This is a genomic window from Saccharothrix sp. NRRL B-16348 (assembly GCF_001280085.1).
Lineage (GTDB): Bacteria > Actinomycetota > Actinomycetes > Mycobacteriales > Pseudonocardiaceae > Actinosynnema.
Genome location: NZ_LGED01000242.1, coordinates 26981 through 40901, shown reverse-complemented (window position 1 = coordinate 40901; position 13921 = coordinate 26981). Strand labels below are relative to the sequence as shown.

At 71.9% G+C, this 13921-nt stretch carries 13 protein-coding genes and 1 other RNA gene; 11 read left to right on the top strand and 3 right to left on the bottom strand.

Features of this window, described 5'->3' with window-relative positions:
• Nucleotides 1–301: 301 nt before the first annotated feature.
• Nucleotides 302–757 carry a low molecular weight protein-tyrosine-phosphatase gene (locus ADK67_RS38735; RefSeq protein ID WP_053721563.1) on the bottom strand — a complete coding sequence of 152 codons (456 nt, stop codon included), beginning with the start codon at nt 755–757 and terminating at the stop codon, nt 302–304.
• A 63-nt stretch (nt 758–820) separates the two neighbouring features.
• Here ADK67_RS38735 and ADK67_RS54190 point away from each other — a divergent pair, with 63 nt between their 5' ends.
• The 6 genes from ADK67_RS54190 to ADK67_RS38700 all read left to right on the top strand — a co-directional run bounded on the left by ADK67_RS54190 (nt 821) and on the right by ADK67_RS38700 (nt 6457).
• Nucleotides 821–1294, top strand: a complete 474-nt coding sequence (locus ADK67_RS54190) for a hypothetical protein (protein WP_157621355.1) — start codon at nt 821–823, stop codon at nt 1292–1294.
• A gap of 402 nt (nt 1295–1696) precedes the next feature.
• Complete coding sequence (locus ADK67_RS38720) at nt 1697–2704, top strand: polyprenyl synthetase family protein (protein ID WP_231648564.1); 1008 nt, start codon at nt 1697–1699, stop codon at nt 2702–2704.
• Nucleotides 2705–2731: 27 nt separating this feature from the next.
• A complete protein-coding gene (gene cobC / locus ADK67_RS38715; protein WP_053721555.1) occupies nt 2732–3775 on the top strand; it encodes an Rv2231c family pyridoxal phosphate-dependent protein CobC in 1044 nt (347 codons plus the stop codon).
• Nucleotides 3772–4599, top strand: coding sequence for a Nif3-like dinuclear metal center hexameric protein (locus ADK67_RS38710; RefSeq protein WP_053721554.1), 828 nt, complete (start codon nt 3772–3774; stop codon nt 4597–4599). The genes cobC and ADK67_RS38710 overlap by 4 nt, the downstream gene beginning before the upstream one ends.
• The gene (locus ADK67_RS38705) at nt 4596–5333 is read left to right on the top strand and encodes a zinc ribbon domain-containing protein (RefSeq protein WP_053721553.1); all 738 of its coding nucleotides are present in this window, start codon (nt 4596–4598) and stop codon (nt 5331–5333) included. The genes ADK67_RS38710 and ADK67_RS38705 overlap by 4 nt, the downstream gene beginning before the upstream one ends.
• The gene (locus ADK67_RS38700; protein WP_053721552.1) at nt 5330–6457 is read left to right on the top strand and encodes a bifunctional RNase H/acid phosphatase; all 1128 of its coding nucleotides are present in this window, start codon (nt 5330–5332) and stop codon (nt 6455–6457) included. Before ADK67_RS38705 ends, ADK67_RS38700 begins: the two co-directional genes overlap by 4 nt.
• Here ADK67_RS38700 and ssuE read toward each other — a convergent pair.
• Nucleotides 6454–7011 carry an NADPH-dependent FMN reductase gene (ssuE, locus tag ADK67_RS38695; RefSeq protein ID WP_053721551.1) on the bottom strand — a complete coding sequence of 186 codons (558 nt, stop codon included), beginning with the start codon at nt 7009–7011 and terminating at the stop codon, nt 6454–6456. The two genes, ADK67_RS38700 and ssuE, sit on opposite strands and share 4 nt — an antisense overlap.
• A 221-nt stretch (nt 7012–7232) precedes the next feature.
• Here ssuE and rnpB point away from each other — a divergent pair.
• Together rnpB and ADK67_RS38690 are read left to right on the top strand one after the other, a co-directional pair.
• Nucleotides 7233–7633: RNase P RNA component class A (gene rnpB, locus ADK67_RS38740), an RNA gene on the top strand.
• 217 nt (nt 7634–7850) lie between these two features.
• Nucleotides 7851–9461, top strand: coding sequence for a DUF6345 domain-containing protein (locus ADK67_RS38690; protein ID WP_053721550.1), 1611 nt, complete (start codon nt 7851–7853; stop codon nt 9459–9461).
• A 111-nt stretch (nt 9462–9572) separates the two neighbouring features.
• On the opposite strand, the gene ADK67_RS38685 is transcribed toward ADK67_RS38690, so the two are convergent.
• The gene (locus ADK67_RS38685) at nt 9573–9917 is read right to left on the bottom strand and encodes a hypothetical protein (RefSeq protein WP_053721549.1); all 345 of its coding nucleotides are present in this window, start codon (nt 9915–9917) and stop codon (nt 9573–9575) included.
• A 383-nt stretch (nt 9918–10300) separates the two neighbouring features.
• Here ADK67_RS38685 and ADK67_RS38680 point away from each other — a divergent pair, with 383 nt between their 5' ends.
• The 3 genes from ADK67_RS38680 to ADK67_RS38670 are packed head-to-tail and all read left to right on the top strand — an operon-like array spanning nt 10301 to nt 13895.
• Nucleotides 10301–10576, top strand: coding sequence for a hypothetical protein (locus tag ADK67_RS38680; protein ID WP_053721548.1), 276 nt, complete (start codon nt 10301–10303; stop codon nt 10574–10576).
• 3 nt (nt 10577–10579) lie between these two features.
• A complete protein-coding gene (locus ADK67_RS38675; RefSeq protein WP_053721547.1) occupies nt 10580–11053 on the top strand; it encodes a hypothetical protein in 474 nt (157 codons plus the stop codon).
• Nucleotides 11054–11078: 25 nt separating this feature from the next.
• Nucleotides 11079–13895, top strand: a complete 2817-nt coding sequence (locus ADK67_RS38670; protein ID WP_231648563.1) for an ATP-binding protein — start codon at nt 11079–11081, stop codon at nt 13893–13895.
• Nucleotides 13896–13921: the final 26 nt, after the last annotated feature.

Below are 13921 nucleotides of genomic sequence, written 5' to 3'. Positions count from 1 at the left end.
CCCCGAACCAGTCCACTGGCGGCTCTTTTCCTCAGAGCGAGGGTTCCGTGTCATCCCGCCGACCTGGCGCAGCCCTACCGCGCGTGTCAAGGGGGGCGCCTGTCCACCGATGCCTGTCGGCGTCGACTGTGGGCTGCGCCCCCCTTGATACGTGTGGTAGCCCTTGTGGAGGTCGGTGGGATGGCACGGAGCCCGGACCAACGACGGACCCGGACACAGAACCAGGGCAGTGGGGGTCATCCTGCTGATCTGCCCGTCCGGCGAGGACATGCTTTTAAGCTTTTAAAGCAGACAACGCAGGTCAGACACGCTCACGCACCCACCCCAACAACCCCGGCACAGCGGCCTCGACCATCTCCACCACACGGTCGAAGCCGTCCTTGTCGCCGTAGTACGGATCGGGCACATCCACCCCATCCGCGTCCGGGTCGAACGAGCGCAGCAGTCGGACCCGCTCCGGGTCGCCGACCAGTCGCCGCAGCGCACGCGCGTGCCCCGTGTCCAATGCCACCAGAAGGTCCGCGTCCAAGTGGTTGTCGTCGACCTGGGCGGCGCGGTGTTCGGTCGGGTAGCCGTTGTCGGCCAACGACCTCGCCGCGCGCGGGTCGGCCGGGTCGCCGACGTGCCAGCCGCCGGTGCCCGCGCTGGTCACCTCGACAAGATCACCCAGGCCCGCCCGGCGCAGGTGCTCGCGGAATATGATCGCGGCCACGGGGGAACGGCAGATGTTGCCGGTGCAGATGAACGAGACGGTCAGCGTCACGGCAGGGGAGTCTGCCAGGTTGGGCGCCCCACGACCGCTCGCGTTGGGGGTCCAAGCATGTCCGGGGTCGTTGTCGGTGTCGTCGTGGTGCTCGCGGTCTTGGCGGCCGTCGGAGTGGTGGTGGCGGTGCGCCGTCGGTCGTGGCCGGAGACGCCCGCGTTCGCCCGACCACGGCCCGTGACATCGCCTGGTGGACCGGCGCCCGACCCGAACGCCGGATTCTTCACCCATGGCCGTTTCGTGTTCCGGAAAAGGTATTTCTTCGTCGGCACGGGGTGTCCTCCGGTGCTGGTCGCGGATTTCCCGTCACTCGACGTGTTGCGTCGGGAACAGCCTGTGCGCATTGCCCGCTACGGCATTCGGGTGTGGTGGTGGTTCGAGGACGATTTCTACCGGGAGGCGGTCGGCTTGGGTGCCGACGACGTGCGAGCATGGGTGCGTGAGCGTGAACGTAAGCAACGGGCGCGGCAGGACCGGGACCGACTGCTCTCAGCAGCGGAAGAGAGTCTCCGAAAGCGTGTTATCGAGTAACGGGTCTGCCCGCGATTCCGACGCCAAAGGCGTGGGGAATGTGTCGGGAAGGAACGCGAATGACTTGCACATGTGGCGTGCGGCGGGTCCGTCCGTCCAATTCGGAACGGATGTCGCACTGGAGGACCGCGCCGGCAGGCCGGTCGACGCGGTCGAGGCCGGGACAGGTCGGCAACCGGTGGTGACCGAGCCGCTCCTGTGCCGCGAGACCAGGTACGAGGTGACCTCGCCCGTCAAGCTGGTGCTGAGCCTCGCCCTGCTGTGCTTCGCGGTCGCCATCTCGTTCCTCTGACGACGGCGATGCCCTGACGGCTGGATGCCCTGACGGGTGGAATGCCCTGACGGCGATGCCCTCGCGGCCGTCTCAGCGGGCTCTCAGGTGCGGCGCGCGACGATCACGGTGTGTCCACAGTGCAGTCGTCGAACCAGGCGCAGTCGACCATGCCGACCATGCCGGCGCTCGCCCGCGCGTTGCCGAGGGTCGAGGACGAGATCCGGGTTTTGGCGACGTCGTCGTCCTTGCCGATCGTGAACACCTTCTCCGGCCGCATCACGGCGGCCGGAGGCAAGCGGCTGCGCTCGGTGCTGGTCCTGGCCGGGTCGCTGGCCGTGTCCGGCGGCATCACCGACAAGGCGGTCACCGCCGCCGCCTGCGTCGAGCTGCTGCACGCCGGCTCGCTGGTGCACGACGACCTGATGGACAACGCCGAGGAGCGGCGCGGCGTGCGCACGGTCAACGCGGACTGGGGCACCGGCCCCGCCGTGCTGGTCGGCGACTTCATGCTGGCCCGTGCCAGCCAGGCCGCGCTGGACCGGATCTCGCCGTTCGCCGCGAGCAGGCTCGCCCAGGCGGTGACCGACCTGGTCGAGGGGCAGGTGCTGGAGGTCGTCGACCTGTACGACGTGAACCGGCGCCCGGACAACGCGCTGCGGTCCATCGAGCTGAAGACGGGCGCGTTGTTCGAGGTCGGCTGCGTGCTGGCCGCGCACTGCGGCGACGCCGACGAGGCGACCACCGACGCCATGGCCCGGTTCGGCGCGTTGTTCGGGCTGATGTTCCAGATCCTCGACGACCTGCTTGACCTGGCGTCCACCTCGCAGCGGCTGGGCAAACCGGTCGGCAACGACATCCGCCAGGGCGTCTACACGTTCCCGCTGCTGAGGGCGTTGACCGACGACCAGCGCGCGCTGCTCGCCGAACGCGGCCGTGAGCTGACGGACGCCGAGCTGACCGGCCTGCTCGCGGAGCTGCGCCAGACCAGCCTGGTCGCCGACACGCTCGCGCACTGCACGTCGCTGGCCGCGCAGGCGGTGCGGGCGCTGCCGGACCTGCCCGACTCCGAGGCGCTCGACATCCTGCGCGAGCTGCCCGGCGCCTACCTGGACTGGGCCGCCTCCCAGATCGGGTGACGACGCTGATCGCCTAGACTCGCGGCGATGACCAGCCAGGATTCCGGCCGGGCGCTGCTGCGCCACCACGGGGACGTCGACGCCGCGCCCGGGCTCGCGGACTTCGCGGTGAACGTGCGGATGCCCGCACCGCCCGCGTGGCTGCGCGACCGGCTGGTCGCCGCCCTCGACGGCCTCGGCTCCTACCCGGCCGCCGCCGCCGACGAACGCGCCCGCGCCGCCGTCGCCGCGAGGCACGGCCGCACCCCCGACGAGGTGTTGATCCTCAACGGCGCCGCGGAGGGCTTCGCGCTGCTGCCGAACCTGCACCCGTGCCTGGCCGCCGTGGTGCACCCGTCGTTCACCGAGCCCGAGGTCGCGTTGCGGGACGCGGGCGTGCCCGTGCAGCGGGTGCAGCTGTGGCCCGAGGACGGCTACGGGCTGCGCGCCGACCTGGTGCCCGACGAGGCCGACCTCGTGGTGCTGGGCAACCCGACCAACCCGACGTCCGTGCTGCACCCGGCGGAGGTCGTGGCGTCGCTGAGCAGGCCGGGTCGGGTGCTGGTGGTGGACGAGGCGTTCGCCGACACCGTGCCCGGCGAGCCGGAGTCGCTGGCCGGCCGCGCCGACGTGCCCGGGCTGCTGGTGCTGCGCAGCCTGACGAAGACGTGGGGCCTGGCGGGCCTGCGCGCGGGCTACCTGCTCGGCGCGCCGGAGCTGCTGGCCCGGCTCGCGCTGCCCCGACCGCAGTGGCCGGTGGGCAGCCTGGTGCTGGAAGCCGTCACGGCGTGCTGCGAGCCGTCCGCCGTGGCGGAGGCCGAGGCGTTGGCGCGGGAGGCTCGGGAGCACACCGCGCACGCCGTCGCGCAGCTCGGCGACCTGGTGGTCGTGCCGCCGGACGCGCCGTTCGCGCTGCTGCGCGTGCCGCAGGGTCGGCGGGTGCGGGAGGCGTTGCGGGACAAGGGGATCGCGGTGCGGCGCGGTGACACGTTCCCCGGCCTGACCGCCGACCACGTGCGGGTCGCGGTCCGCGCGCCCGAGGAGTTCGCCCTGCTGGTGGACGCGCTGCGAGTCGTGCTGGAGGAGCTGTGACGACGCTCGGGGACGTGCTGGCCGTCCTGGAAGCCGCCTACCCGCCCGCGACCGCCGAGTCGTGGGACGCCGTCGGCCTCGTCTGCGGCGACCGCGCCGAACCCGTGTCGAAGGCGCTGTTCTGCGTCGACCCCGTCGAGTCCACAGTGGACGAGGCGCTGGAAGTGGGCGCGCAGCTGATCGTGGCGCACCACCCGCTGATGCTGCGCGGCGTCACGGGCGTGCCCGCCGACGACCCGAAGGGCGGGCTGGTCCACCGGCTCATCCGCGCCGGCGTCGCCCTCTACACCGCCCACACCAACGCCGACGTGGCCAACCCGGGCGTCTCGGACGCCCTCGCCGAAGCCCTCGGCCTGCGCGTCACCGGCCCCTTGGTGCCCGCCGACGACGACCCCGGCACCGGCATCGGCCGGATCGGCGAACTCGACCGGCCCGAACCGCTGCGCGACTTCGCCCGGCGCGTCGCCGAAGCCCTGCCCGCGACGGCGTGGGGCGTGCGCGCCGCGGGCGACGAGGACCGGCCGATCCGGCGGGTCGCGGTGTGCGGCGGAGCCGGCGACAGCTACCTGACCGCCGCGGCACGCGCGGGCGTGGACGCCTACGTCACCGCGGACCTGCGCCACCACCCGGCGGGCGAGCACCTGGCCGCGGGCGGCCCCGCGCTGGTCGACGTGGCGCACTGGGCCAGTGAGCAGCCGTGGTGCGGACAGGCGGCGCACGTCGTGCGCACCGCCTTCGGCGGTACGGTCGAAGTCCTCGTCTCGACCCGCCGGACCGACCCGTGGACCGTAGGCGTGACGAGCCGAACAGGAGGACATCAGTGAAAGCCGATCCCGCCGTGCAGCGCAGGCTGCTCGACCTCGCGCAGGTCGACGCCGAACTGTCGCGCGTCACCCATCGGCGCCGCACGCTGCCCGAGATCGCGGAGATCGCCGAGGCGGAGAAGCAGTTCCGCGCCAAGCAGGACGCGCTGACCACGATCGAGACGACCCTGGGCGACCTGAACCGCGAGGTCAAGCGGCAGGAGACCGAGATCGACCAGGTCCGCGCCCGCGAGGAGCGCGACCGCAAGCTGCTCCAGGGCGGGGCCGTCGGCGCCAAGCAGCTCACCGACCTGGAGCACGAGCTGGCCACCCTCGGCCGCCGCCGCGCCGCCCTCGAGGACGACCTGCTGGAGCTGATGGAACGCCGCGAGGCCGTCGAAGCCGACATCCAGCACGCCCGCGTCTCGCTGGACAAGGCGCAGGAGGCGCTGTCCGACGCGGCACGCCGCCGGGACAGCGCGCTGGCCGACCTGGAGTCGACCGAGACCAAGCGCGCCGCCGACCGCGAGCGGATGACCGGCCAGTTCCCCGAGCCGCTGCTGGCGCTCTACGAGCGGGTGCGCAAGCAGAAGAACATCGGCGCGGCGCTGCTGCAGTCACGGCGTTGCGGCGCGTGCCGCATCGAGCTGGACCGCAACGCGTTCGCCCAGGTCAAGGATGCCGCGCCGGACGAGGTCGTCCAGTGCGAGGAGTGCGGCGCGATCATGGTGCGGACCGGGGAATCGGGGCTGTGAGGGTCGTCGTCGAGGCCGACGGCGGCTCGCGCGGCAACCCCGGGCCCGCCGGGTACGGGGCCGTCGTGCTGGACGAGTCGGGCGCGGTGCTGGCCGAGCGGTCCGCGGGTCTCGGCGTCGTCACCAACAACGTCGCCGAGTACCAGGGGCTCATCGCGGGGCTGCGGGCGGCGGCCGAGCTGGGCGCGTCGGACGTGGCCGTGCGGATGGACTCCAAGCTCGTGGTCGAGCAGATGTCCGGCCGGTGGAAGGTCAAGCACCCGTCCATGCAGCCGCTGGTCGCGCAGGCCCGCGAGGTGGCGCGGGCGTTCGACCGGGTGAGCTACGAGTGGATCCCGCGCGAGCGCAACCAGCGGGCCGACCGGCTGGCCAACCAGGCGATGGACGAGCAGGCGGGTGTCCCGAGGCCGGAGAAGGCCGAGCCCGTGCGGCGCGAACCCCAGCAGCCGGAGCCCCAGCAGCCCGACACGGCGGCGACCCAGTCACCGGTGTCGTGGACCGGCGCGGTCGGCGAGCCGACCCGGCTGTACCTGCTGCGGCACGGGCAGACCGAGCTGTCGGTGGCCCGCCGCTACTCCGGGCGCGGCAACCCGCCGCTGACCGACGTCGGACGCGGGCAGGCCGAGGCCGCGGCACGGCGGCTGGCCAAGGTCGAGGGCCTGACCGCGGTCGTCTCGTCGCCGCTGGGCCGGGCGCGGGAGACGGCGCAGGCGGTGGCGTCGGCGACCGGCGCCGAGCTGTCGTGGGACGACGACCTGATCGAGACCGACTTCGGCGCGTGGGAGGGGCTCACCTTCACCGAGGCCGCCGAACGCGACCCCGACGTGCACCGGCGGTGGCTGGGCGACCCGTCCGTGCCGACGCCCGGCGGCGAGAGCTTCGACCAGGTGCACCACCGGGTGCGGCGGGCGCGCAACGCGATCGTGTCCCGCTTCGGCGGCGCGAACGTCGTCGTGGTCAGCCACGTCACGCCGATCAAGGCGCTGCTGCGGATGGCGCTGGACGTCGGCCCGTCGCTGCTGTTCCGGCTGCACCTCGACCTCGCGTCGCTGTCGGTGGTCGAGTTCTACCCCGACGGGCACGCCTCCGTGCGGCTGGTCAACGACACGTCGCACCTCGGCTAGCCGGCGGGGCGCAGCCTGGCGCGCTCGCGCCGGAACCGGGCGTCCTCGACGGCCAGCGCGAACCGGTCCACCGCGTCGCGAATCGCCTCGGCGGCTTTCGGCGCGATGGTCCCGCCCGCGATGTCCGGGTCGAGCACGAATTCGCCGCGCAGCACCGAATCGGCGCCTTTGCCCGCGAGCAGCGGTTTCAGCGCGTAGTCCATCGCGACCAGGAATCCCTGGCTGCCGCCGGTGGCCAGGGGCAGGATGACCCGGCCGCGCAACGCCTTCTTCGGCAGCAGGTCGACCAGCGCTTTCACCAGACCGCTGTAGGCGGCGCGGTAGACGGGGCTGGCCACCACGATGCCGTCCGCGCGCAGCACCGCGGCGACCGCGTCACCGATCTCCGGGTCTCTCAAGTCCTCGGTGAGCAGCGGCAACGTCGGCAGTTGCCGCACGTGCACGGTGCGCACCTCGTGCCCGGTCCCGCGCAGCAGCTCTTCGACGTGCGAGACGACGACGCCGGTCCGGGACGTCGGCGACGGGCCGCCGGAAATCATCAGAATGGAGGACATGGTTCGCTGACACCTTTCGAGAAAAGGCTCGGAGTGCGAGGTAAAAACTGTCAGCGACAACAGATCGCGGCGGCGGTGCGGCCGAAGTCGACGTGCCGGCGGCGGGTGAGTCCCCCGATTCCTGCCATGGTTTCGAGTAGAGCAGCAAGCCCACATCGCGACAAGGTTTCCCGGCCCTGGTTCCACAGCCTGGGAAGCCGCCGGTATCCTGGTGCGGCGGATGAGTCGGCAGGGCGGCCGCGTCGACGGTGTGAAAGCTCCGTCGCCGAGGAAAGTCCGGACTCCACAGGGCAGGGTGGTTGTCAACGGCAACCAGGGGCGACCCTCGGGACAGTGCCACAGAGAACAGACCGCCCCGGCGCGAGTCGGGGTAAGGGTGAAACGGTGGTGTAAGAGACCACCAGCGCTCCCGGTGACGGGAGCGGCTAGGTAAACCCCACCCGGAGCAAGGCCAAGAGGGTGCCTCAGGGCACCTGCGCAGGCGTTCGAGGGCTGCCCGCCCGATGCCTGCGGGTAGGCCGCAAGAGCCTGTCGGCAACGGCAGGCCGAGATGGATGGCCGCCGAACGGGACCGCCGCGAGGCGCCCGGGAACAGAATCCGGCTTACATGCCGGCTCATCCGCCCTTTCCGGCCGTGTCGGCCATTCCGGCCATTCCCGCCCTGCGGCATTCGGTCCAACTGTCCGTTCGGACCTACCCGTCCGCCTATACATCCCTTGCGTGCCAACGGTGTTACACAAGTGAGGCCGTTCGAGTGGTTGTCGGTATCAGTCACGTCCGACCGGAGTCCTCCTCGCAGACCGCGGCCCTGTCCCGCGGTACCACGAGGAGGGAAACACATGTCCACCAACAGGAGGCGTGCCACCACCTGGCTCGCCCTCACCGGCCTGATGGGCGCGGCGGCGATCACCGGCTCCACCGGCACGGCCACCGCGGCGTCCGCGGAGATGCCGGTGTACGAGGTCCGGTCCGTCGGGCGCACCCCGGACGAGGCCGTCGCCCTGCAGCGCGCGTTCGGCCTCAAGGACGTCCAGCTCGCCGAGGACGGTTCGGTGTCGTTCGCCGACGAGTCGACCTACCTGCGCGTGCCCGGCCTGGACCTGGGCGCGGGCAAGCCGGACGAGGACGGCGCCGAGACCGCGCAGACGGCGCTCGACGTCGAAGCCCTGAGACGCCTGCGCGCCATCCCGGTCGAGGACGCCACCAAGCGGACCCTCGAAACCCTGCGCGGGATCGGCCTGCTGCCCGCCGACGCCACGCCGACCGCCGGCCAGACGACGTTCGAGATCGTCGACGCGAACCAGAAGGCGGTCCTGACCGCGCCGCTGGACACCGCGGTGTCGTTCGCCTTCACCCTCGACGGCGTGCCGCTGGAGGGGCCGGGCGCCAAGCTGCGGGTCGCGTTCGACGGCCAGGGCGCCGTCGCCGGGCTCACCTACGCCACCCGTGACCTGGTGAAGACCGGCAGCGTGCCGGTGCTGGGCCTGGACGAGGGCCTGGAGCGGTGCGCGAAGGTGCTCGGGTCGAGCGTGCGGCCGACCGACGTGTCGTACGTGTACGAGGCGCCGCCGCTGGCCGAGAAGGTCGACCGGCTGGAGCCCGGGTTCCGCTGCGACGGCGTGAACTCCGACGGCGCGTCCGTCCAGGCCGTGATCGTCGGCGCCGCCGTCGACGCGCGGCTGCCCGAGCCCGGCCCGGTGGACCCGCCGCGCGAGCAGGGCTCGTTCACGCCGCAGTGGACCACCCGGATCGACGTCGGCAGCGAGGGCACCGGCCCGTGCTCCGGCCTGCCGTGGACGGCGAACAACCTGGCGTCGTTCAACAACCGGTTCACCGCCGCCGGCGTGCCGGTGCAGTTCAGCTGGGTCAACCAGAACGCCTGGGAGCGGGACTTCAAGGACCCGGTCTTCCCCGGCGGCCAGGACCAGCTCTACGCCGACGACGTCGACATGACGTACTGGCAGGGGCACGGCTCGCCGACCGGCTTCTCGTTCGCCGGGTGCAGCAGCAACACCGACACGTTCCTGTCCAACAACGACGCGCGCTGGGGCAACCGGGACGTCGAGTGGATGAGCCTGTTCACCTGCTCGATCCTGCAGGGCACGTCGGGCGGTCAGAGCTGGGCGACGCGCTGGGGCCGGGCGTTCCGCGGGCTGCACCAGATCAACAGCTTCGACACCGTCTCGTACCACTCCGCCGTGCACGGCGGGAAGTTCGCGAACTACCTGGTGCGCAAGCCGTTCCTGTTCTGGAACAAGCCGATGAAGGTCCGCGACGCGTGGGCGCAGGCGTCGATCGACACCCAGCCGGCGTCGGTGCGGTGGGCGACCATGGGCCCGATCGGCGGCGGTGGCCTGGCCAACTTCAACGACTACTTCTGGAACAAGGGGCCGGTCGGCCCGGACACCCTGCCGACGTCCGGCTACTGGCGGATCTCCGGCACCAGCTGACCCGCTGAGCAGACGGGGTCCCTTCCGCACCTGGGGGTGGGAAGGGGCCCCGTCCCGCGTGTCCCACGAAGCCGCCGGGTCGGACGAGGCCGCCGGGTCAGGCGAGGCGGGTCAGGCGCGGCGGGCGGGGCGGCCGGGCGGCATCCGGAACACCGGGCGGAACGCCGCGCCGCCGTTGAAGCGGCGCTCCAGCTCGGCCACGTACGCCTCGACGGCCGGGTTCACGATGTCGGCCAGGCTGCGCACGCCGGCCTCCGCCTCGTACGCCGCCAGGTAGGTCGCCGCCGCCCGCGCCCGCTCCAGCACGTCCTGGTCGAAGTTGACCGTCCGCTGCACCCGCCGCCCGGTTTGCCGGTCCTCACCGGTAACCTGATCATCGCCCGAGACGGCCACGGAGACGGTGATTTCGTTCACTCCGGTGGCTGGTTCGGGCGCGGCCTCGGGCGGCTGGGTCATCGGCGAGCCTCCTCGGCGTCGTCACTCCGGCCTGCGGACCGTTCGGGTGCCCGCCGTTCGGCCGGACGGGGGAGTCGTCGTGGCCGGCGGGGAGAGGGCTGGAGGTCGTGCACACTGTGCGTGACCAGGGGGTTCGCAGGCGGGTGAACTATCTCAGCAATCGGGAGAATCCGGGGACGTCGGTTCTCCACCGGCTCCCCCCGAACGATGATGTCTGTGGTCAGATTAGACGTAATCGACTGCCAGGGGAACGGTTATTGATCTACCCACCGCTAGCCGACCGATACACCTCGTGACGAAGACGTGTTCTACTCGATAGCGCACCAACCGGACGGGCACCCCTCGGCCCGCCCGGCGAAGTCCTGCGTACTCAGGAGTACGAGATGACCGCCATGACCCTGGTAACACTCGCCCAGCAGCCGCCCGCTTTGGGCACAGGCGGGGTGCGCCAGTGGATCCTCGACAACCTGGTTCCCCTCCTCTTGCTGACCGTCGCGGTCCTGCTGCTCTGGCTCGGCGGAGGCAAGGGCGACAACGCCGGGGTCATGCGCCGCCTGGGCGGCGTCATCATCGCGTTGGCGATCATCGGCTTGGCCGTCACCACGAACGCGGGCGCGAACATCGGCCAGTGGATCGCCGGCCTGTTCACCGGCGGGTGACCCTTGCGGGTACGCACTGACGACGAGGTCTACCGGGTCGACGCCGTCTGGCTCGGCCCGCCCAAAGCAACCTTCCCCTGGCGTGCGCGGTACGTCGCGTGGGGTGTCGGCATCGTGGTCTTCCTGCTGGTGACGGCTGTCCAGCGGCAGGTGGGCTTCGGGTTCGACTTCATCAACACCGGCTGGGGCTTCGTGATCACGATCGCCCTGACCAGGTTCATCTGCGCGCGGATCAGCCACGAGCGCCCGCTGTCGTCGGTCGTGGCGATGTGGGTGCGTGAACTGACCTCGCCGCGGGAGACGACGTCGGGCCGGGGCGGCGCGGCCAGCGCCGCGCGGATCCGCGTGTCCGCGCACCGCCCGCGCAAACGTCCCAAGAAGGGTGCGAAACGCGCGAGCGCCGCCACCCGATCCCAGCACCGCACGCAGCAAGACCGCCGTCAGAAGGAGGTGCGCGGTGTTCGGACGCCGGCGTGACCGTGACCGACGATCCGCTGCGCACGTGGCCCAGCACGCGGCTGCGGGGCGCGACGACCGCAAGGTCTACAGCAAGCGCGGTCGCCGCTTGCCGGGCGAGCAGGCCGTGCCGAGCTACACACCGTCGATCTCGGCCCGCAGCATCGACGGCCACCTGCTGCGCACCGGCCAGGAGGTCTACGCCTGGTACCGGCTCGCGCCGCAGCGCTGGTCGTTCCGGTCGGACTCGCAGCGCCAGGACCTGATCGCGGCGATCGCGGGCCAGTACGCCGAGCTGCAGGGCCGCTGGATGCACCTGCGCGTGACGAACCGGCCGTACCCGATCCGGATGTGGGCCGAGGCGCACGTGCACAACGCCGTGCGGCGGCTCCCGGACACCCCCGGCACACTGAGCTTCGACGACTACATGGTCGGCGAGCAGCAGCAGCTGATGGGCCGGTCGATGGCCGAGAAGGAGGTCTACCTCGGCGTCCAGGTGCAGACCCGCAACATGATGGACCGCGCGGTCGAACGCGCCGCGCCCGTGCTGCGCAAGGTCTTCCCGGACGCGGTGGACGCCGAGCTGGTCGCGATCGAGTCCGAGATCGACCACCTCGACCAGGTGATCGGCTCCGCCGGCCTTGAGGGCCGCCCGGCCACGGCCGAGGAGATGTCCTGGCTGATGCACCGGTCGTGCTCGCTGGGCCTGCCCGCGCCGCGCAACCTGCCCGCCGTGCCCGGCGCGCCGTGGGAGCCGGAGGACCTGGCGTCGTTCACCGACGCGGCCGACTTCCACCAGGAGCCGTACGCCCCGACGGTCACCGTGCGCGGCCGCACGGGGTCGAACGCGGGCATCAAGCGGCACGTCGCCGTGCTCACCGTCGGCCTGATGCACGGTTTGCAGATCCCCGAGCAGGACGACCCGTGGGTGCAGCGCTCCGACCGGCTGCCCGCGGCCGTGGAGTGGTCGGCGCGGATCTACGTGCGGCGTCCCGAAGAGGTGTCCGGCGAGCTGCAGCGGCAGATGAGCAAGGTCCGCTCGCAGGTGCGCCACTACACCGACGAGCACGAGCTTGACCCGCCGCAGTCGTTGGCGCGCCAGGCGTCCCGGGTGCTGGAGATCGACGACGAGATGACGTCGGGCTTCACCGCGCTGGGCACGCGGGTGCGCAGCTGGTGGCGGCTCGCGGTGTCCGGGCCGACCGAGCGCGAGGCGCTGCGGCTGGCGCAGGGCCTGCTCGACCTCTACAAGCCGAAGGTGGCCATCGAGCACCCCGAGGCGCAGTACGCGATCGCGCGGGAGTTCATCCCGGGCGAGCCGCTGTCGTCGTCGGCCTACCTGCGGCGCGGCTCGGTGCTGTGGGCGGCGTCCGCCGTGCCGACCGCGACGGCCGAGGTGGGCGACCGCCGCGGCATCCTGCTCGGTGAGACGGTGACCGCGACCCGCCGCCCGGTGGCGTGGGACCCGTGGATGGCGCAGGAGCTGCGCGACTCGTCCGGCCTGACCGCGATGGTCGCCGGGCTGGGCGCGGGCAAGTCGTTCCTCGGCGGCGGCATCGTCTACAAGACGTTGCGCGCCGGGGCGCACTGGACGCTGCTCGACCCGTCCGGTCCGCTGGCGGCGCTGTGCGAGCTGCCCGAGCTCAAGCCGTACGCGCGGCCGATCAACCTGCTCAACGCGCAGGCGGGCATCCTCAACCCGTACCGGGTGGTGGCCGAGCCGCAGCTCGACCACTTCATGGACGAGGAGGACCCGGAACGGGCGTGGCGGCGTGAACGCGCGTTGGCCGCGGCCACCCGGCGCCGCCTCGTGCTGGACGTGCTGTCCGGCCTGCTGCCGTTCGAGGTCGCCCGGCTGCCGCAGACCCGGATCGTGCTGCTGCGCGCCGTCCGCACGGTCGGCGGCCGGCCCGACGCGCACCCCGGCATGGTGTTCGAGGCGTTGCGGCGGGACGCGTCGGAGCACCACGAGCACGCGGTCGTCGTGGCGGACTTCCTCGACGAGATGCGGGAGCGCATGTCGCTGCTCATCCCCGAGCAGGACCTGGACCCGTACAACGAGGCGCGTGACGACCGGCTGACCGTGCTGACCATGGCGGGCCTGAACCTGCCGAAGGACGGCGTCGGCCGCGAGCACTGGACGGACGCGGAAGCGCTCGGCGTCGAGATGCTGAACCTCGCCGCGTGGCTGACCCAGCGGTCGATCTACGAGCGGCCCAAGGACCTGCGCAAGGGCGTCTGGATCGACGAGGCGTTCTTCCTGTCCGAGGTGCCGACGGGTCGCGTGCTGATGAACCGGTTCGCCCGCGACTCGCGCAAGTGGAACGTCCGCGTGCTGCTGTCGTCGCAGATCCCGGCGGACTTCCTGAAGATCCAGGGCTTCGTCACGCTGCTCGACTCGGTGTTCGTCGGCCGGTTGGACGACGACCAGGCCCAGGCCGACGCGTTGCGCCTGCTCAAGGTGCCGATCGGGGCGGGCTACGAGCAGGTCGTGGCGTCACTGGGCCGTCGCCCGGGCGGTGTCCGCACCAACCTCGAACGCGACCGCGCGCCGCGGCAGTTCATCTTCGGCGACGGCGCGGGCGGCGTGGAGCGGATCCGCATCGACTTCTCCGGACCGCACCTGGAGCACCTGCGCAACTCCCTCGACACCACGCCGGACGCCTTGCGCGAGGGCTCGGAGTCGACCGAGGTGGAGGTCTCCTCCCCACCGCAGGACCCGTTCGCGTACGCCGAGCAGTACACCGACGAGTACGACGACGAGCTGGCCGCCGACCTGGAGGTCGGCCTGACCGACGAGCTGGTCGACTCGGCGCACGGCGAGGGAGGAAACCGCCGACCGGGCCGGGAAGGCGTCGCATGAACGGGCTCGCGCACGGATCGCGGACA